General features: G+C 62.2%; 15 protein-coding genes. 9 read left to right on the forward strand and 6 right to left on the reverse strand.

Going from position 1 to position 18,712, the window contains the following annotated elements:
- Nucleotides 1–3: 3 nt before the first annotated feature.
- Both LVY71_RS02065 and LVY71_RS02070 read left to right on the forward strand, forming a co-directional pair.
- Nucleotides 4–1,329, forward strand: a complete 1,326-nt coding sequence (locus LVY71_RS02065) for a polyhydroxyalkanoate depolymerase (protein WP_235097713.1) — start codon at nucleotides 4–6, stop codon at nucleotides 1,327–1,329.
- Between the two features lie 254 nt (nucleotides 1,330–1,583).
- Entirely contained in the window at nucleotides 1,584–2,423 is an 840-nt protein-coding gene (locus tag LVY71_RS02070) for a M48 family metallopeptidase (RefSeq protein WP_235097716.1), read from the forward strand.
- Between the two features lie 15 nt (nucleotides 2,424–2,438).
- On the opposite strand, the gene LVY71_RS02075 is transcribed toward LVY71_RS02070, so the two are convergent.
- Nucleotides 2,439–4,721, reverse strand: coding sequence for a transglycosylase domain-containing protein (locus LVY71_RS02075; protein WP_235097718.1), 2,283 nt, complete (start codon nucleotides 4,719–4,721; stop codon nucleotides 2,439–2,441).
- A 221-nt stretch (nucleotides 4,722–4,942) separates the two neighbouring features.
- Between LVY71_RS02075 and LVY71_RS02080 the strand changes: the two genes are divergently transcribed.
- On the forward strand, nucleotides 4,943–5,365 hold the full coding sequence (locus LVY71_RS02080; RefSeq protein WP_235099988.1) for a DUF1330 domain-containing protein: 423 nt from the start codon (nucleotides 4,943–4,945) through the stop codon (nucleotides 5,363–5,365).
- A gap of 4 nt (nucleotides 5,366–5,369) precedes the next feature.
- Here LVY71_RS02080 and LVY71_RS02085 read toward each other — a convergent pair whose 3' ends face one another.
- Complete coding sequence (locus tag LVY71_RS02085) at nucleotides 5,370–5,744, reverse strand: DUF1304 domain-containing protein (protein ID WP_235097720.1); 375 nt, start codon at nucleotides 5,742–5,744, stop codon at nucleotides 5,370–5,372.
- Between the two features lie 170 nt (nucleotides 5,745–5,914).
- On the opposite strand from LVY71_RS02085, the gene LVY71_RS02090 reads away from it, so the two are divergent.
- Nucleotides 5,915–6,445, forward strand: a complete 531-nt coding sequence (locus LVY71_RS02090) for a methylated-DNA--[protein]-cysteine S-methyltransferase (protein ID WP_235097722.1) — start codon at nucleotides 5,915–5,917, stop codon at nucleotides 6,443–6,445.
- A 9-nt stretch (nucleotides 6,446–6,454) separates the two neighbouring features.
- On the opposite strand, the gene LVY71_RS02095 is transcribed toward LVY71_RS02090, so the two are convergent.
- A complete protein-coding gene (locus LVY71_RS02095) occupies nucleotides 6,455–9,250 on the reverse strand; it encodes a [protein-PII] uridylyltransferase (RefSeq protein ID WP_235097723.1) in 2,796 nt (931 codons plus the stop codon).
- Nucleotides 9,238–9,504 carry a hypothetical protein gene (locus LVY71_RS02100; RefSeq protein WP_235097726.1) on the reverse strand — a complete coding sequence of 89 codons (267 nt, stop codon included), beginning with the start codon at nucleotides 9,502–9,504 and terminating at the stop codon, nucleotides 9,238–9,240. The genes LVY71_RS02095 and LVY71_RS02100 overlap by 13 nt, the downstream gene beginning before the upstream one ends.
- Between LVY71_RS02100 and LVY71_RS02105 the strand changes: the two genes are divergently transcribed.
- From LVY71_RS02105 to LVY71_RS02120, 4 genes are all read left to right on the forward strand, one after another.
- The gene (locus tag LVY71_RS02105; protein ID WP_235097728.1) at nucleotides 9,497–10,471 is read left to right on the forward strand and encodes an aliphatic sulfonate ABC transporter substrate-binding protein; all 975 of its coding nucleotides are present in this window, start codon (nucleotides 9,497–9,499) and stop codon (nucleotides 10,469–10,471) included. The genes LVY71_RS02100 and LVY71_RS02105 overlap by 8 nt on opposite strands.
- Nucleotides 10,472–10,573: 102 nt before the next feature.
- Complete coding sequence (locus LVY71_RS02110; RefSeq protein WP_235097730.1) at nucleotides 10,574–11,425, forward strand: ABC transporter permease; 852 nt, start codon at nucleotides 10,574–10,576, stop codon at nucleotides 11,423–11,425.
- The gene (locus LVY71_RS02115) at nucleotides 11,425–12,204 is read left to right on the forward strand and encodes an ABC transporter ATP-binding protein (RefSeq protein ID WP_235097732.1); all 780 of its coding nucleotides are present in this window, start codon (nucleotides 11,425–11,427) and stop codon (nucleotides 12,202–12,204) included. Before LVY71_RS02110 ends, LVY71_RS02115 begins: the two co-directional genes overlap by 1 nt.
- A 54-nt stretch (nucleotides 12,205–12,258) precedes the next feature.
- Nucleotides 12,259–12,771, forward strand: a complete 513-nt coding sequence (locus LVY71_RS02120; protein ID WP_235097734.1) for an OsmC family protein — start codon at nucleotides 12,259–12,261, stop codon at nucleotides 12,769–12,771.
- A gap of 119 nt (nucleotides 12,772–12,890) precedes the next feature.
- On the opposite strand, the gene mutS is transcribed toward LVY71_RS02120, so the two are convergent.
- On the reverse strand, nucleotides 12,891–15,623 hold the full coding sequence (gene mutS, locus LVY71_RS02125; RefSeq protein ID WP_235097736.1) for a DNA mismatch repair protein MutS: 2,733 nt from the start codon (nucleotides 15,621–15,623) through the stop codon (nucleotides 12,891–12,893).
- Nucleotides 15,624–15,825: 202 nt separating this feature from the next.
- Between mutS and pcaF the strand changes: the two genes are divergently transcribed.
- Nucleotides 15,826–17,034, forward strand: a complete 1,209-nt coding sequence (gene pcaF, locus LVY71_RS02130) for a 3-oxoadipyl-CoA thiolase (protein WP_235097739.1) — start codon at nucleotides 15,826–15,828, stop codon at nucleotides 17,032–17,034.
- A gap of 125 nt (nucleotides 17,035–17,159) precedes the next feature.
- Here the strand turns inward: pcaF and LVY71_RS02135 are convergent, their stop codons facing one another.
- Nucleotides 17,160–18,671: an MDR family MFS transporter gene (locus tag LVY71_RS02135; protein WP_235099989.1), complete on the reverse strand. Its 1,512-nt coding sequence runs from the start codon at nucleotides 18,669–18,671 to the stop codon at nucleotides 17,160–17,162.
- Nucleotides 18,672–18,712 lie beyond the last annotated feature (41 nt).

An 18,712-nucleotide genomic window follows, 5' to 3' on the forward strand; every position in this document is an offset into this window, starting at 1 on the left:
ACTATGCCGATTGGTGAATTTGGCAGACCGCCTGCCTTGCCATCCGAGGTCAGCCCAGCGCTGACTACGCCCATGTACTGGATGTATGAGATGAGCCACGCCTCGCTCAATCCAGCGCGGGCGATGGCGGATATGACCAAACTCATGTTCGAGAATCCCTTCAATCCTTTCGCCAGCACAGATTTCGGAAAGTCGATCGCCGCCGGTTGCGAACTGTTCGAGCGCACCACGCGCCGCTACGGCAAACCCGAGTGGGGTCTGGACGACACCGAAGTGAACGGTGTGCGAGTGCCTGTCGAGGTCAAGACGGTTTGGGAAAAGCCGTTCTGCCGTCTGCTGCATTTCGAACGTCAACTCACCCAGCCGCTGCGCGCGCCGCAGCCGCGCGTCCTTATCGTGGCGCCGATGTCAGGACACTATGCGACGCTGCTGCGCGGCACTGTGGAAGCCTTCCTGCCCGCGCACGACGTCTACATCACCGACTGGGCCGATGCGCGCATGGTGCCGCTGGCGCAGGGCCGCTTCGATCTCGACGACTATGTCGACTACGTCATTGACATGATCCACGCGCTCAAGGGCGACGTGCATGTTGTGGCTGTGTGCCAGCCGTCTGTGCCTGTCCTCGCTGCGGTTTCCGTCATGGAAGCCAACCGAGATCCTTACTTCCCGACATCGATGACCTTGATGGGCGGACCGATCGATACCCGCCGCAACCCGACCGGTGTCAACGATCTCGCCGAACAGAAGGGCATCGACTGGTTCCGCAACAACGTCATTACCAAGGTGCCGTTCCCGCATCCCGGATTCATGCGCGACGTCTATCCAGGCTTCCTTCAGCTGACTGGTTTCGTCAGCATGAACCTCGACCGCCATGTCGATGCGCACAAGCGGTTGTTCAGCAATCTGGTCAAGGGAGACGGCGATCTCGTCGACAAGCATGTCGAATTCTACGACGAGTATTTGGCCGTGATGGACCTCACCGCCGAATTCTATCTTCAGACCGTCGATCTGGTGTTCGTGAAGCATGCCTTGCCGAAGGGGCAGATGAAGCATCGCGGCAAGCCGGTCGATCCATCGAAAGTTGAACGCGTTGCGCTGATGACGGTGGAAGGCGAGAACGACGACATCTCGGGTCTCGGCCAGACGGAAGCCACCCACGGACTGTGCAGTTCGATTCCCGACGCGCGACGCGTGCATTATGTGCAGAAGGGCGTCGGTCATTACGGCGTGTTCAACGGCTCCCGCTTCAAGTCGGAAATTGTGCCGCGAATCTCCGATTTCATGCGGTCTTCGGCCCATGCCAAGCTGGCCTTGGTGGCTGCGGAATAAGGGCTTTTGGCGCGAGATTTGCCGGAAAATGCCCATTTTACGGGGGATTCTAGCATTTTGCGTGTTCGAGTCCTGGCCTTTCCGCGCAAGCCTTTGAATATAAAAGTGATTTTTCCTGCAGAAATTGAGGCGCAGGAGTGAATTTTACCGTAGGTTTCTGAAGGCGGAACCAACCTAGAAGTGAATCGGAATTTCAGGTTTCATCCCCCCGGATGTAGGAGGCTAAGTCCTTAAAACTACGATATATTGGGCAAATGATTTGTTTTTGCGCCGATGAATTCCACTGGCGGCGGATATGGCAGAATCCCGGCGAGTTCCTGCTGTCCGGGTCCGCTGACATGGCTTTTCGTGCACTTCTTTACCGCCGGCCGACCGAACCGCGCACGCTCGCGGTCAAAATCGGCTCTTCCACCTACACGATTCAACTGCGGCGTCATCGCCGCGCGCGGCGTTACACGCTGCGCATTCATCCGAGCAGGCGCGAAGCCATTCTCACCATGCCGCCGCGCGGAAATCTGTATGAAGCCAAGGACTTCGCGCAGCGCCACGGTGCCTGGATCGCTGCGCGACTCGGTGGTTTGCCGAAAGCGGCGCCGTTTTCGCATGGCGCATCGGTCCCGCTGCGTGGTGTTCCGCACCGGATCGTGCATCGCGCGGCTGAACGTGGAACCGTGTGGCCGGATACGCGCGACAGCGGCGACAAAATTCTCTGTGTCGCCGGGGATGTCGAATTCATCGATCGCCGCGTCCATGACTTCCTCAAGCGTGAGGCCCGCCGTGAGCTGACCGAGGCCTCGCATCGTTATGCGGAGATCCTCGGCGTCAAGGTGAAGCGGATCACCATCCGCGATCAGTCGAGCCGGTGGGGATCCTGCACCTCGGCGGGGGCACTGTCGTTTTCGTGGCGGCTGATCCTCGCACCGCATTACGTGCTGGATTATCTCGCCGCGCATGAGGTCGCTCATCTGGTTGAGATGAATCATTCGGCGCGGTTCTGGAAGGTCGTGGCCAGGATCTGCCCGGCGACCGAACGCGCCAAGCGGTGGCTCGACACCCACGGCAACGATCTGCATCGCTACGGTATCGAAGACTAGAAGATACCGGGCGACTTAGCGTCGGCCGCCGAACAGGCGATCCACCAGCCATCCATCAAGACCGGCCGCCGCTTCGGGCCGCGCCGATGTCTGTGTGACAGGTGGCCGGTTCTGCGGATAGGGGGCCGGTCCGTTTGGCGGCGGAGCCACATAGCCTTCGTTGCTGGTCTGCTGCGCATACGGCTGCTGAACGGGTGCGGAGCCGCGTGAATTTCCTGGGAACAGGTTCGAGAACAATCCCCCTTGCGGCTGCATTGAACCGGGCAGCGGTGAGGGCGCAACGTTCTGATGCGCGACCCTCATGAAGCGGGTCCAGACTTCGACCGGCAATCCGCCACCAGTGGCCTTTTTGGTCGGTGAATTGTCGTCGTTGCCCAGCCACACACCGGTAACGAGGTTGGCGGTGTAGCCGATGAACCATGCGTCGCGGAAATCCTGGCTGGTGCCGGTCTTGCCTGCCGCCGACCAGCCTGGAATGTCGGCCTTCTTTGCCGTGCCGGTAACCAGTGTCTCATGCATCATCACGTTCATCATGCCGACAGCATTGGAATCGACGACGCGCGCCGGCGGATCGCTCAGCCGCGTATAAAGTACCTTCCCTTCGGGTGTGCGGATCCTGTTGACGACATGAGGCGACGCGGCGAACCCGCCGTTGGCGAACGGAGCATAGGCGCCGACCAGTTCGTTGAGCGAGACTTCCGAGGTGCCCAGCGAAATCGTCGCATTGGGTTCGAGTTTCGAGGCGATGCCGAGCCGATGCGCCGTACGCACCACGTTGGCCGGGCCGACTTCGAGGCCGAGCCTGACGGCGACGGTGTTCAGCGACATCGACAATGCCTGAGTCAGGGTCACCGGGCCGAAATACTCGCGGCTGTAGTTTTCGGGTCTCCAGCCCTTCACGTCGAGCGGTGCGTCCTGCCGCACGGTATCGGGCGTGAGACCCGCCTCGACGGCGGTGAGATAGACGAACGGCTTGAAGGCCGAACCCGGCTGGCGCTTGGCGGTTACCGCCCGGTTGAACTGGCTTTCGGCGTAGTTGCGTCCGCCCACCATGGCGCGTACCGCGCCGCTCGGTGTCATCGCCACCAGCGCGCCCTGCGTCACGTTGAACTTCACGCTCTTGGTGGCCAGTTCGTCGATGATTGCGGCTTCGGCGACGCTCTGAAGTTTGGGGTCGATCGAGGTTTCCACCACGATGTTCTGGTCGATCTGGCCAACGAGATCGTCGAGCACTTCGCCAATCCAGTCGGCGACGTAGTTGATCGTGCCGGCGCCGACCGGCTTGACCGCATAGGATGGATGGCCGATGGCGGCCTGGGCCTGCGCGCCGGTGATAAAATTCACGTCGGCCATGGCAGTCAGCACGATCTGCGCGCGCTTCTCTGCGCCTTCCGGATTGCGGTTAGGCGCAAGTCGTGACGGCGACTTGACGAGACCCGCCAGCATCGCCGCTTCGGACAGCGAGACATTGCGCGCCGACTTGCCGAAATACTTTTGGGCCGCCGCTTCAACGCCGTAGGCGCCCGAGCCGAAGTAAACGCGATTCAGATACAGTTCCAGAATCTCGTTCTTCGAGTATTTCCGCTCCAGCCACAGCGCCAGTTCGACTTCCTGCAATTTACGCTGAAGGGTGCGTTCCTGCGTCAGGAACAGGTTTTTGGCGAGCTGCTGGCTCAGCGTCGAGCCGCCCTGCGACACGCCGCGATGCAAGAGGTTGGTGACGGCGGCACGCATGATGCCCGTCGGATCGATGCCGAAGTGCGAATAGAAGCGCCGGTCCTCGATGGCGATGAACGCTTTTGGCAGATAGGGCGGCAGATCCTTGAGAGAAACATTGGCGCCGGGCATTTCGCCGCGTGTCGCGATCACACTGCCGTCCATGCCGGTGATCTGGATGGTCGGGGGCCGCTTGGGAATTTCCAGCGACTGGATCGGCGGCAGGTGCGCGCTGACCCAGACGACTACGCCGGCGCCGGCGATGATGGCCCAGAGACCGAGCACCGCGCCCCAGTAGACCACACGGCTCCAGCCGGAGCGCGACCGTTCCCGTGATTTCTTTTTGTTGTCCTTGCGTGAGGAGGCGCGGGTCTTGCGCACACGCCGCTCGCGTGGCGCCTCGTCATCATCCTCGTCGTCGGCAGGGCGGCTCTTTGCTACGCGGCGTTTTGGCCGGGATTCCTCGGCGTCTTCGGAGCCGCCGACGCGATCCCAGCGATTGAGGCGCAGGTCATCGAGCGACGCATCGACATCGAACTTCGGCTCCGTGCGGCCGCTTTTCTTTTTCCGCCCCAACGCCATCCCGAACGCGCCTACGCCGAACCATCCATGATGAAGGCGTGCAGGCTAGCGGTGGCGGTTTAAAGGCGCGTTACGCAAAGGTTAACGAGGATTCAGACTTAGCATCTTCGGCCACCCAATACCCCCCGAACTGGATGCGATGGCAAATCCGGGTCGCCTTGACAGGGGGCGGCGGTCCGCGACAGCTTGTCGCCCGATCTTTACTAGGGGCAGGCCACATGATCGGACATATCGATCCCACTAAAGAGGTTTTCGGAGCGTTCCGCGACAACAACCGTCCCGGTCCGATCCATATGCTGAACCTGGTGCGGCTGCATGCGCAGGCAAAATATCCCGATGGGCGCAAGGCAACAGGCGCGGAGGCCTATGCGAGCTACGGACGGGAAAGCGGGCCTGTCTTCACGCGTCTCGGCGGCCGGATTGTCTGGCAGGGCAAATTCGAACTGATGCTGATCGGTCCATCGGAGGAGCGGTGGGATCACTGCTTTATCGCCGAGTATCCGAGCGTCGCGGCATTCGTCGAGATGATCCGCGACCCGGTCTACCGCGAAGCGGTCAAGCATCGGCAGGCCGCAGTCGAGGATTCGCGGTTGATCCGCACTGCGCCGATGCAGGTCGGCGCGACCTTCGGTGAAATTCCGTAATAGCTTAGGTGGCGGCGCGCGCGAGCCAGAGCAGAACCAGCGCGACTGCCGCGGGCAGCGCCTGGACCAGGATAATCCGCTTGCTCACCGAGTAGCCGCCGTACAGCCCGGCGACGATCACGCACAGCAGAAAGAACGCCATGATCTGGAACCCGAAAGCCAGATTCGGATGCAGCAGCCCCCAGATCAGTCCGGCGGCGAGAAAACCGTTATAGAGGCCCTGATTGGCGGCAAGGACCGCGGAGGCCTGCGCCTTCTCGAGGGTGTTGCCGAAAGTTTTCAATCCCTTCGGCTTGGTCCAGAGAAACATCTCCAACACCAGAAAATAGGTGTGCAGTGCGGCCACCAGCGCGACCAGACCATTGGCGATGTACGTCATGTTGACTCCCCGGGCCGTTGAGGACTGGAACCTATCACGCTCCGTACCCGAAATGCGATGGTCTCAAACATCGCCGCAATGGGAGTGACTTAAAACTTGTCGGAAAACGGCAAGACATATGTCGTCGCGGCAGCGATGTTGGGCGCAGGACGCAACCAAGGGCATTCGACATGGCGGCAAAGCAACCCGAACATTTTCATCTCGACCGGTTTGAAACGCCGATCGGCACCGCTTTGCTGGTGACCGATGACGAGGGTGCCCTGCGCGCGCTCGACTGGTCCGACCATGAAGCGCGGATGCACCTGCTGCTGAGGCGGCACTATGGTGAATGTGCCCTGGTGAAAGGATCAGCCCCGAAGGACATCACGCGCCCGCTCAAGGCCTATTTCGCCGGTGACCTCGGTCAGCTCAGCACCATCAAATGGCGCGCCAACGGAACGGCGTTCCAGCGCAAGGTCTGGATGAAGCTGCAAACAATTCCCGCAGGTCAAACGTCGAGTTACGGAATCATGGCCGCTCGGCTGAAAGCGCCCAACGCCGCGCGAGCGGTGGGTCTGGCCAATGGCGCAAACCCCGTCGGCGTGGTCGTGCCGTGTCACCGGCTGATCGGAGCCGACGGCTCGCTCACCGGCTATGGCGGCGGGCTGGAGCGCAAGCAATGGCTGCTCGCGCACGAAGGCGCGACATTTAAACGGACCTGATTCAGAAAATCAGGCCGCCGGTTTTTCTGCGGCGTCGCCATTGGCGAGCAGATGGATCAACGCCCGCTTGATCGCGGCCTGCCGCGTCGGCGCGGTAATCTGCGCGCCGAGCAGGTCGGTGACATAGAACACGTCGCGGGCGCGTTCGCCAAAAGTCGCGACATGCGCGGACGCGATGTTGAGATTGAGCTTCGAGATCGCGGTGGTGAGCTGAAACAGCAGTCCCGGGCGGTCGAGACCGGAGACCTCGATGACCGTGTAGAGGTCCGACCACTGGTTGTTGATGGTGACTTCCGGCTCAACCACGAACGGCTTGAACTTCGTCTTTGCGGCCGTGCGTCGCGCCATCATGTCCGGTAACCGCAGCTTGCCTTCCAGCACCTGCTCGATGGTGTCGCCGATGCGGGTGGCGCGCCGTCCTTCATCGTCGTCGCGATCGTATTCGCGGGTGATCGCGATGGTGTCGAGCGCGATGCCGTCAGTGGTGGTGTAGATCTGGGCATCGACGATGTTGGCGCCGGCGGACGCGCAGGCACCGGCAATGATCGATAGCAGCCAGGGATGGTCCGGCGCCAGGATCGTCAGTTCGGTGACGCCGCGTCCCTCGTCGAAGCCGACATTGACCGCCAGCTTGTGACCGCCGGATTCGCTTGCCTTGACGAAGCGCGCGTGACGGATCTTGCGCGGCAGTTCGACCTTGAGCCAGTAGGCCGGATAGTGCCGCGCGATATAGGCCTCGAGTTCGCTCGAAGGCCACTCGGTGAAGTTGGCGCGAAATTCGGCCTGCGCCGACTGGATGCGCTGGGCGCGATTGACCTCGGAGAAGCCGCCGGTCAGCACCGGTTCGGTTTCGTAATAGAGTGTGCGGATGAGCTGCGCCTTCCAGCCGTTCCAGACGCCAGGACCGACGCCCCGGATGTCGGCGGTGGTCAGGATCGTCAGCAGCTTCATCTGCTCCACGGACTGCACGACGGCAGCGAAATTCTCGATAGTCTTGCGGTCCGAGAGATCGCGCGACTGCGCCACCGTGGACATGGTGAGGTGCTCTTCGATCAGCCAGGCGATCAGTTCAGTGTCGGCGGCATTGAATCCGAAACGCGGGCACAGCCGCCGTGCCACCTTCGCGCCAGCGACGGAATGATCCTCGGGGCGGCCCTTGGCGATGTCGTGCAGGAACACCGCCATGTAGATCACGGCCCGATGTTCGGGGCGGATCTTGCGCATCAGGTCGGTGGCGACCACGAATTCGTCATTTCCGCCACGCTCGATGTCCTGAAGGATGCCGATACAACGCAGCAGATGCTCGTCCACCGTGTAGTGATGATACATGTTGAACTGCATCATCGACACGATCCGCCCGAACGCGCGAATGAAGCGGCCGAGCACCCCGGCTTCGTTCATCCGCCGCAGCACGATTTCCGCATCGTTCGACGTCAGTATCTCCATGAACAGTTTGTTGGCTTCGGGGTCCTCGCGGAGCTTCTGCGTAATGAGATTGAGCGATCGCGTCGCCGCCCGCATGGCGTCGGGGTGGAACGCCAGATTGTTGGCCTGTGCAAGGCGGAAGAAGCGGATCAGGTTGACCGGATCGCGCTTGAAGACGTCGGGTGCAGCGAGGTTGATGCGGTTGTTGTCGACGATGAAATCTTCGCCGCCCGGAACGCGGCCGCGTTTTCGACCCGGCCGCAGCCGCGCCATCATCCGGCTCAGTACCGGCGCGGGCTTGGTCTCCTGATCTTCCAGCTTGGCGCACAGGATCGCAGTGAGGTCACCCACTTCCTTGGCGATCAGGAAGTAGTGCTTCATGAAACGCTCGACGTCCTGCATGCCTGGATGCGAGGTATAGCCGAGCCGCTGGGCGATCTCGCGCTGCATTTCGAACGACAGCCGTTCTTCGGGGCGGCTGGTGAAAAAATGCATGTTGCAGCGGACCGACCACAGGAAATCCTCGCAACGACGGAACGTGCGGTATTCCTGCGCGTCGAAGACGCCGTGTTGAACGAGGTCCGCGGCGTTGTGGACCCGGTAGACGTATTTGGCGATCCAGAACAGCGTGTGCAGATCGCGCAGGCCGCCCTTGCCGTCCTTCACGTTCGGTTCGACCAGATAGCGCGACTGGCCGGCACGCCGATGCCGCTCCTCGCGTTCGGCGAGTTTGGCCGCGACGAATTCGGCAGCCGTGCCGGCCACGACGTCATGGTCGAAGCGTGTGACCAGTTCGTCGTAAAGCGCCTTGTCGCCAGTGAGAAACCTGGTTTCCAGCACCGACGTGCGGATGGTCATGTCGGCGCGCGCCTGACGGATCGACTCGTCGATCGAACGCGTGGCATGGCCGACCTTCAGGCCCATGTCCCAGAGACAATAGAGGATGGCTTCCGCGACCTGCTCACCCCACGCGGTCTGCTTGTAGGGCAGGATGAAAAGGAGATCGATGTCGGATTCCGGCGCCATCAGACCGCGGCCGTAACCGCCGGTCGCGACCACCGCCATGCGTTCGGAGTCTGACGGTGTCGGCGAATGGTAGAGATGCTTGGTTGCGGCATTGAACAGGATGCGAATGATTTCATCCTGCACGAGACACAGCCGCTCGGCGCAGCGCCGCCCATGGCGATCCTTCAGCAACTGCGCCTGTGCCGCTTCGCGCGCCTCTGCCAGTTCGCCCTTCAGCAACTGTGTAATTGCGTTGCGGAAGACATCGTCCTTCCCCGCGTGTTTTTTCGCGAGCGCGTCGATCTCCGTCACGATACGTGCGGTGTCGAAAACCGGTTTCACGTCTGTCGGAGGGGCTGCCGTCACACTGTCCATTCCATCCGGATAACGGACGGCGGCAGCGGTGTCATCAGCGGATTGTGGCGACAGAAGCCATCTCTTCTGTTTTTCACGGTGTTGCCGAAACAGCGTTCTCCCTCGGGCTTCATCCGCGGCGATATTTTCTCGTTGACCATGTTGAATAACTCATTGAAAAACATAATGATTTCTTGCGTTCGGGATGTCGAAAACGTGTCAATCCCGACCGCATTCCGATTCCCGATCATCCAGATGGAGACGACGATGTTCAAACTCTCGCGACGCGCTTTCGCCGGCTTTGTTGCCGGTGCCGTGCTGGCACCCGGCGCGGCATTCACCGCCGATGCGCCGAAGCAGATCGCCATCGACTGGGCGACCTACAATCCGGTTTCCATCATCCTGAAAGAGAAGGGTCTGCTCGAAAAGGAATTCGAGAAGGACGGCATCAAGATCGTCTGGGTGCAATCTGCCGGTTCCAACAAGGCGCTTGAATTCCTCAATGCCGGTTCGATCGATTTCGGCTCGACCGCAGGTTCGGCAGCGCTGGTCGCCAGGATCAACGGCAATCCGATCAAGTCGATCTATGTCTATTCGCGTCCCGAATGGACCGCGCTCGTCACAGGCAAGGATTCCAAGATCGCAAAGGTCGCCGACCTGAAGGGCAAGCGCGTGGCCGTCACGCGCGGCACCGATCCACATATCTTCCTTGTCCGCGCGCTGCTCGACGCGGGCCTGACCGACAAGGACATCACGCCGGTGCTATTGCAACATGCCGACGGCAAGGCCGCGCTGATCCGGGGCGACGTCGACGCATGGGCGGGGCTCGATCCGATGATGGCACAGGCCGAGGTCGAAGACGGCGCGAAATTGTTTTTCCGCAAGCCCGAAGCCAACACCTGGGGCGTCCTCAATGTTCGCGAACAGTTCCTGAAGGACAATCCGAAGATCGTTCAGCGCGTACTCGCGGTTTACGAGGAGGCGCGCAAATACTCGCTCGCCAACTACGATGAACTGAAGAAGGGCTTCATTGCCGTGACCAAGCTGCCGGAGACCGTTGTCGATAAGCAGCTCAAGGAGCGCACCGAACTGACGCATAACCGGATCGGCGCGCCACAGCGCGAGTCGATTCTGGCGGCAGGTCTTGCGCTTCAGCAGGCCGGTGTGATCCAGCCGGGTGTCGATGTGAAGGCGACGGTGGATGCGCTGATCGACGATCAGGTGCCGCTGCCGACGAATTGAAACGTGCCGTGCAAATGAGAAGTCCCAAGGCCCGTATGCGCAAGCGTGCGGGCCTCTGCGATGAGCATCCCTTGCAATCCTGTGCGATAAGCGGTGTTTGCTATGGCCATGACATTCGACACGGCAGCGTCTGAAGCCCTTGAAGAGCGAGGAGCATCGCGTCCTGCCGAACGCTTGCGCCGGTATGCGCGGCCGGCGCTCGGTCTGCTGTTGCCGATCGGACTTGCGCTGGCGTGGGAACTCGCGGTGCGCTTCGGCTATTCCAACGGGCGGCTGGTGCCGCCACCCAGCCGTATCTGGCAGACGCTGATTGAACTGTCCGCAAGCGGAGAGTTGAGCCGGCACATCCTCGCGACGCTGAGCCGTGTCGGTGCGGGATTCGGGCTCGGGGTTCTGGCCGGAACGGTGTTCGGCGCGATCTGCGGTTACTGGACGCTGGCGCGGCGGCTGCTCGATCCGACGTTGCAGGCGTTGCGCGCAATTCCGTCCATCGCCTGGGTGCCGCTGTTCATCCTGTGGCTTGGCATTTTCGAGACATCGAAAGTGGCATTGATCGCGGTCGGCGTATTCTTTCCGATCTATCTCGGCGTCACCGGCGCGATCCTCAGCGTCGATCGCAAGATCGTCGAGGTCGGCCGCATCTTCCGTCTCAACGGCTTTGCGATGATCCGGCGCATTCTACTGCCCGCGGTGCTGCCGGCTTACGTGATCTCGCTGCGTTCCGGCCTCGGATTGGGATGGATGTTCGTGGTTGCAGCGGAATTCATGGGCGCATCCGAAGGCCTCGGCTATCTGCTCACCGACGGCCAGCAGCTCGGCAAGCCGGCGCAGATTGTCGCTGCGATCATCGTGTTCGCGGTTCTCGGCAAGATCACCGACTGGCTGATCCAACTGATCGCGGCGCCATTCCTGCGTTGGCAGGATTCGTTCAGTACACATGCAGGAGCGGCCTGATGCTCGTTCTCGATCATGTCGGCAAGACCTATCCGAATGGCGTCCACGCGCTGGAGAACTTCTCGGCAGGCATCCTGCCCGGCGAGATCGTCGCCATCATCGGCGGCTCAGGCTGCGGAAAATCCACGCTGCTGCGTGCAATCGCCGGTCTTGATCGTGGGACGACCGGCTCCGTCACGCTCGACACCATCGGCATCACGGCCCCGCACGAAAAGATCGGCATCATCTTTCAGGAGCCGCGCCTGCTGCCGTGGCTGAGCGTCGCCGACAATATCGGTTTCGGGCTTGGCGATTTGCCGTCCGCGGAACGCCAGCAGAGGGTTGCCCGCGCTTTGGCGCGGGTGGGTCTCGCCGACAAGGCCAACGCCTGGCCGCGCGAGTTGTCCGGCGGCCAGGCGCAGCGCGTCGCTATCGCGCGGGCCTTGGTGCCTTCGCCGGAGGTGCTGCTGCTGGATGAGCCGTTCTCGGCGCTGGATGCGTTCACCCGCGCGGATTTGCAGGACCATCTGCTTGATCTGTGGGCCGACACCAAGCCGACGCTGATTCTGGTGACCCACGATGTCGATGAAGCCGTGGTGCTGGCGGATCGCATCGTGGTGATGCGTCCCCGGCCGGGACGGCTGTTCGAGGAAATCAAGGTCGATCTGACGCGTCCGCGCGACCGGACCTCGACCGCTTTCGAGACCGTCAAGCATCAGGTGCTGGCCTCGCTGGACCGCTCGCTCAATCGCGCTGTTCGCCCGGCTGACGATTTGCTGACGGTCGGCGAGGGGATATAAGTCGGAATAACTTGCCTCCGGCGCTGTTGGTGATGAAGGATGGAGAACAAGAAAATGGATTCAGCCGAACTTCGCGCCATGCAGGCGCCTATTAAAGATCGCTACAAGGCCGATCCCAAGGCGGCGTTCATCACGTTGAAGGCGAAGGGTTCGCTCGACAGCGAAGGCCTCTCCTGCAAGGTCCAAACCGGCAAGGCGGCCGCCGCGATTGCGGGATTGCATCCCGCCACCGGCGGCTCGGGACTTGAACTGTGTTCGGGCGACATGCTGCTCGAGGCGCTGGTGGCCTGCGCCGGCGTGACGCTGAAGTCGGTCGCGACCGCCATCGATGCGCCGCTGAAATCAGGAAATGTCATTGCCGAAGGCGATCTCGATTTTCGTGGCACGCTTGGCGTCGACAAGGAAGCGCCGGTGGGCTTCGCGGAAATTCGCCTGCGCTTCGATGTGGACACTGACGCGCCACAGGACAAGCTCGACCAGTTGCTGAAACTGACCGAGCGATATTGCGTCGTGTACCAAACCATCAAGAATGGCCCGAAGACGATCGTGTCGATCAATCGGGTATGATCGCGTTCCTCATGGTGAGGAGGCGCTCTTGCGCCGTCTCGAACCATGAGGGCTTCAATCCTCATCCTTCGAGACGCGCGCAAAAGGCGCGCTCCTCAGGATGAGGATTTCATTTCTTGCTACTTCGGCAGCTTCGCCTTCAACGTATAGAGCGCGTCCAGCGCCTCGCGCGGCGACATCTCGTCTGGATGCAAGGCGTTGAGCGCATCGGCAATCTGGTCCGCGGCGCTCGGCGGCTGCAGTTCGGCGGCCGCGCGCGAAGGCACCGCGAACAGCGGCAGATCGTCGGCCAGCGCCCGCGCCGTGGTGCCGCGATCCTGTGCTTCGAGTTTCGCCAGCACCGATTTTGCACGTGCAACGACAGCCGCCGGAAGCCCCGCGAGCTTCGCCACCTGAATGCCGTAGGAACGGTCGGCCGATCCCGGCAGCACTTCGTGCAGGAACACCACGTCGCCCTGCCATTCCTTGACCCGCACGGTGGCGTTGAACAAGCGCGGCAGGTTGGCCGACAGCGCGGTCAGTTCGTGATAATGCGTCGCGAACAGCGCACGACAGCGATTGCTCTCATGCAGGTGTTCGATCGATGCCCACGCGATCGACAGGCCGTCAAAGGTCGATGTGCCACGCCCGATCTCGTCGAGGATCACCAGAGCGCGCTCGGTCGCCTGATTGAGGATCGCCGCGGTCTCCACCATCTCGACCATGAATGTGGAGCGGCCGCGCGCAAGATCATCCGCAGCACCGACGCGGGAGAACAGCCGGTCCACGATGCCGATATGCGCGAGCTTCGCCGGCACGAAGCTGCCGATCTGCGCCATCAGCGCGATCAGCGCGTTCTGGCGCAGGAAAGTCGATTTGCCGGCCATGTTCGGGCCGGTCAGCAGCCAGATCTGTCCAGAGGATTGTCCCGGTCCCGGCGACAGGTCGCAGGCATTGGCGATGAAGGGCTGGCCGTCGCGCTTCAGCGCCTGCTCGACCACCGGGTGCCGTCCGCCTTCGATGGAGAACTTCAGCGAGTTATCGACCACGGGCCGCGTGTAGTTCTCGTCAATCGCAAGTTTCGCCAGCGAAGCGGTAACATCCAGCAGGGCAAACGCGTGCGCGGCGGCGCGCAGATCGTCGCCGGCCGCGACAGCCTGCGCGCACAACCTGTCGAAGATGTCGAGTTCAAGGCCGAGCGCACGGTCGCCGGCATTGGCGATCTTGGCTTCGATCTCGCCAAGCTCGGTAGTGGTGAAGCGCACCTGACCCGCCAGCGTTTGCCGGTGAATGAAGGTCGCATTCAGCGGCGCGGCCATCAGCTTGTCGCCGTGCTGCGCGGTGACCTCCACGAAATACCCGAGCACGTTGTTGTGGCGGATCTTGAGGCCCTTGACGCCGGTGTCGTCGGCGTACCGCGCCTGCATGGCGGCAACCACGAGGCGCGAGGCATCGCGCAGGTTGCGGGTCTCGTCGAGTGTCGCTTCGTAGCCGGCGCGCACAAAGCCGCCGTCGCGCTTGAACAGCGGCAATTCATCTGCGAGGCCGCGGGCAAATTCGTGCGCGAGGTTGCGGGAGGGGCGGCGGAGTGCGTCGATCGCGATCGTGATGTCGCGCGGAAGTTTCTCGATGCGCGATAGCCGTTCCACGGTCTTGTCCGCGGCGAGAATACCGTCGCGCAGCGCCGCAAGATCGCGCGGCCCGCCACGCCCGACCGACAGCCGCGCCAGCGCGCGCGACATGTCCGGCGCGGCGCGCAGGATATTGCGCAGGTCGTCACGTGCGGCGCTGTCGTTTGCGAAAATCGCCACCGCATCGAGGCGATGTGAGATGGTCGCACTGTCCGTCAAGGGCGCTGCGAGGCGTTGCGCAAGAAGCCGTGATCCAGCGGCGGTCACCGTGCAATCGATGGCATCGAGTAGCGAGCCGCGCCGTTCGCCCGCCAGCGTGCGGGTCAATTCGAGATTGGCGCGGGTGGCGGGATCGATCGCCATGGTAGTGCCGGCGGCCTCGCGCGCCGGCGGTGACAGCGGCAGATGGTGGCCGACCTGGGTGCGATCCACATAAGTCACGGCGGCGGCGGCGGCAGTGGCCTCAAGCCGCGACATGGCGCCGAAGCCATCCATCGTTGCGACGGCGAAATAATCGCACAGCCTTCGCTCGGCGGTAGCGCCGTCGAAGATGTCGCGTGTCACCGGCGTGACGGCCGCCAGTGTGCGGAACAGCGCGGACAGTTCCGGGTCTGAGTAGAGTGCGTCGGTGACGATCACTTCATTGGGATTGATCCGCGCCAGCGTCGCGCCAAGCTCGCCCGCGCCGCATTCGGTAACGCTGAATTCCGCTGTCGAAATGTCGATCCACGCCAACCCGATCCGGTCGCCGGCAGAGGAGGATCCCTTCGCCCGCGCAATCGCCAGCAGGTAATTGTTGGCCTTGGCATCGAGCAGGTTGTCTTCGGTCAGCGTGCCCGGCGTCACCAGCCGCACCACATCGCGCCGCACCACGCTCTTGTTGCCGCGCTTGCGGGCCTCGGCTGGATTCTCGGTTTGCTCGCACACGGCCACGCGGTGGCCGAGCGCGATCAGCCTGTGCAAATAGTCGTCGGAGCGCTCCACTGGCACGCCGCACATCGGGATGTCTTCGCCCGCGTGCTTGCCGCGCTTGGTCAGCGTGATGCCGAGCGCGCGCGAGGCGGTTTCCGCATCCTCGAAGAACAATTCGTAGAAATCGCCCATCCGGTAGAACAGCAGCAGCCCCGGATTGGCCGCTTTGATCTCGAGATACTGTTCCATCATCGGCGTGACGCGGCCGGCCGCCTCGGTGGAGGCGAGTTCGGGCGTCGGCGGTGCAGGTAGCGTGGAATGCATGGTCATGGGCGGAACACTAGCAAAGTTCTTTCGCCTGGTGGAATGACGCAGGGCGTTTTCCACGCCTTGCGTCGGTGCGCGCATGGCCGCTCTGCCACTTAGAAAGGCCGTTTCGGCCATCCATTATTTGACCTTCCGCATCGTGCTTCCTAAAACTCGCGGCAGCCGAGGGTGCCATAAGTCCGAACGAACTCCAGGGAGAATGACCATGCGTGATGTTTTCATTTGCGATGCGGTGCGCACGCCTATCGGCCGTTTCGGCGGTTCGCTGGCGAAGGTGCGTGCGGACGATCTGGCAGCGGCGCCGATCAAGGCCCTGATGGAGCGCAACCCGAAGGCCGATTGGGGTGCGCTGGATGAAGTCGCCTATGGCTGTGCCAACCAGGCTGGCGAGGACAACCGCAACGTCGCGCGCATGGCGCTCTTGCTGGCGGGCTTGCCGGAAACAGTGCCCGGCATGACGGTGAACCGGCTTTGCGCGTCGGGTCTCGATGCCGTCGGCGGCATGGCCCGTGCCATTCGCGCCGGAGAGATCGATTTCGCCATCGCAGGCGGTGTGGAATCCATGACCCGCGCGCCGTTCGTCACAGGCAAGGCGACCGAAGCTTATTCTCGCGCGGTCGAGACCTACGACACCACCATCGGCTGGCGTTTCGTCAATCCGCTGATGAAGCAGCACTACGGCGTCGACTCGATGCCGGAGACCGGCGAGAACGTTGCCGAGGAATACCAGATTTCGCGCGCCGATCAGGACGCGTTCGCGATCCGCTCGCAGCAGCGGGCTGGCAAGGCCATCGCCGCGGGCTATTTTGCGGAAGAGATCACGCCGATCACGATTCCGGGCGGCAAGGTCGGCCCCATCGTCGTCGACAAGGACGAGCATCCGCGTCCCGAAACCACGATCGAAGGTCTCGCCAAGCTGAAGCCGGTTGTCCGTCCCAACGGCACGGTGACTGCGGGCAATGCTTCGGGCATCAACGACGGCGCTGCGGCGCTGGTCCTCGCGTCGGAAGCGGCCGTGAAAAAGCATGGCCTGACGCCGCGGGCGAAGCTGCTCGGCCATGCATCCGCGGGTGTCGCGCCGCGCGTCATGGGCATCGGCCCGGTGCCCGCGGTGCGCAAGCTACTGGAACGGCTGGGTCTCAAGATCGGTGACATCGATCTGATCGAACTCAACGAGGCCTTTGCATCGCAGGGAATCGCGGTACTGCGCCAGCTCGGCGTCACGGAAGATGCGGATTTCGTCAACCCGCATGGCGGCGCGATTGCGCTGGGCCATCCGCTCGGCATGAGCGGTGCGCGTCTGGTGTTGACGGCAGTACACGGTCTGGAAAAGCGCGGCGGCAAGTATGCGCTCGCGACCATGTGCGTCGGCGTCGGCCAGGGCGCCGCGGCAGCAATCGAGAAGCTGAACTGATCGTCGCATGTGTCCTCATCCTGAGGAGCGACCGTTTGGTCGCGTCTCGAAGGATGAGGCGTTAACAATCCTCATGGTTCGAGACGGCGCAAGAGCGCCCCTCACCATGAGGTTTCAGTGCTTGGCTATTCCATTACCGCGGCATGATCCGGCGCTTGCGATTGCTGGCGCAGGACCGCCTTGGTCGATCCGATCATGATGGCGAGCGGCGCGGCGAGCAGGGTGATGATCATCACCAGCTGATAATCCCATGAGAAGGCGATGATCTGCGCCTGCACGCCGATCAGTGCGTCCATGATCGCGCGGCCGGCATCCGTGCCCATGTTGACGATGCCGGCGACGTCCGGCATTTGCATCGGCTTGTTGAACGGCGTCACGTTCTCGTTGATGATCGCGTAGGCCTCACGCCCGCCCTCAGTTAGCTTGGCAGTCACTACGGAAATGCCCACCGAACTTGCGACGTTGCGGACCAGCGTCAGCATAGACGTGCCGTCGGTGCGCAGATGGTTGGGCAGCGTCATGAACGCGACCGTACTCAGCGGCACGAACACCAGCCCGAGTCCGAAGCCTTGCGCGATACTGACGACGATGATGGTCGGAACGCCGGTCTGGTCGGTCCATCCGGTCATGAAGTACAGCGATGCCGACATCAGAAGCATGCCGCTCGCGATCAGCGTGCGCGCCTCGATGAATTTCATGGTTCTTCCCACCAGCATCATGGCGACGAAGGTGCCGAAGCCACGTGTCGCCAGCAGAAGTCCTGCGGTCAGGATCGGGTAGCCGATGACGTTCTGCAGATATGGCGAGGCGAGCGCCATCGTGCTGTAGAGCACAAGACCCATCACGGCCATGAACACGCAGCCACCGATGAAGTTGCGGTCCCTGAAGATCGCAAACTGGATGAAAGGGCGCTTTGTCGTGAACGAATGGGCGAAGAAATAATAGAATCCGGCGATCGACAGGATCGCTTCCGCGACGATCTCCGGCGATTCCAGCCAGCCCAGTTGTTCGCCGCGGTCGAGCGCGACCTGCATCGCGCCGATACCGATGGCCAGCGCACCGAAGCCGAACCAGTCGAACTTCAGCGCGTTATCTGTCTTCGTTTCATCCATGAAAATGATGAGGCCGGCAACCGTGACGATGCCGAACGGAATGTTGACGAAGAAGACCCAGTGCCAGGAATAGGCTTCTGTCAGCCAGGCTCCTAATGACGGGCCCATGATCGGCCCCAACATCACGCCCATGCCCCAGATCGACATCGCCTTGGCACGTTCGTGCAGCGCATAGGAGTCGAGCATCACCGCCTGCGACAGCGGAACGAGAGCCGCACCGAACACGCCTTGCAGCAGGCGGAACAACACCATCTGCGTGATATCTTGAGCGAGTCCGCACATCACCGAGGCGATGGTGAAACCGGCTGAGCAAACGATGAAAATTTTCTTGCGCCCGAAACGATTGGCGATCCAGCCCACCGGGGCGGTCATGATCGCGGCGGCTACAATGTAGGACGTCAGCACCCAGTTGATCTGGTCCTGCGAAGCCGAAAGCGTGCCCTGCATATAGGGCAGCGCGACGTTTGCGATCGTGGTGTCGAGCGCCTGCATGATCGTCGCCGTCATGGCGCAGATCGTCACCATGTTGCGGCGAAATCCCGGGACCGCCGCCGTGGAGGCGGGGG

The sequence above is a fragment of the Bradyrhizobium sp. G127 genome (assembly GCF_021502575.1).
In the GTDB taxonomy this organism is placed as follows: domain Bacteria; phylum Pseudomonadota; class Alphaproteobacteria; order Rhizobiales; family Xanthobacteraceae; genus Afipia.

Excerpts from the sequence above, each read along its gene's own strand:
- LVY71_RS02065 (WP_235097713.1), top strand. The coding sequence starts at position 4 with ATGCCGATTGGTGAATTTGGCAGACCGCCTGCCTTGCCATCCGAGGTC.
- LVY71_RS02070 (WP_235097716.1), top strand. The coding sequence starts at position 1,584 with ATGATTTGTTTTTGCGCCGATGAATTCCACTGGCGGCGGATATGGCAG.
- LVY71_RS02075 (WP_235097718.1), bottom strand. The coding sequence starts at position 4,721 with ATGGCGTTGGGGCGGAAAAAGAAAAGCGGCCGCACGGAGCCGAAGTTC.
- LVY71_RS02085 (WP_235097720.1), bottom strand. The coding sequence starts at position 5,744 with ATGACGTACATCGCCAATGGTCTGGTCGCGCTGGTGGCCGCACTGCAC.
- LVY71_RS02090 (WP_235097722.1), top strand. The coding sequence starts at position 5,915 with ATGGCGGCAAAGCAACCCGAACATTTTCATCTCGACCGGTTTGAAACG.
- LVY71_RS02095 (WP_235097723.1), bottom strand. The coding sequence starts at position 9,250 with ATGGACAGTGTGACGGCAGCCCCTCCGACAGACGTGAAACCGGTTTTC.
- LVY71_RS02105 (WP_235097728.1), top strand. The coding sequence starts at position 9,497 with ATGTTCAAACTCTCGCGACGCGCTTTCGCCGGCTTTGTTGCCGGTGCC.
- LVY71_RS02110 (WP_235097730.1), top strand. The coding sequence starts at position 10,574 with ATGGCCATGACATTCGACACGGCAGCGTCTGAAGCCCTTGAAGAGCGA.
- LVY71_RS02115 (WP_235097732.1), top strand. The coding sequence starts at position 11,425 with ATGCTCGTTCTCGATCATGTCGGCAAGACCTATCCGAATGGCGTCCAC.
- LVY71_RS02120 (WP_235097734.1), top strand. The coding sequence starts at position 12,259 with ATGGATTCAGCCGAACTTCGCGCCATGCAGGCGCCTATTAAAGATCGC.
- mutS (WP_235097736.1), bottom strand. The coding sequence starts at position 15,623 with ATGACCATGCATTCCACGCTACCTGCACCGCCGACGCCCGAACTCGCC.
- pcaF (WP_235097739.1), top strand. The coding sequence starts at position 15,826 with ATGCGTGATGTTTTCATTTGCGATGCGGTGCGCACGCCTATCGGCCGT.
- LVY71_RS02135 (WP_235099989.1), bottom strand. The coding sequence starts at position 18,671 with ATGGTGACGATCTGCGCCATGACGGCGACGATCATGCAGGCGCTCGAC.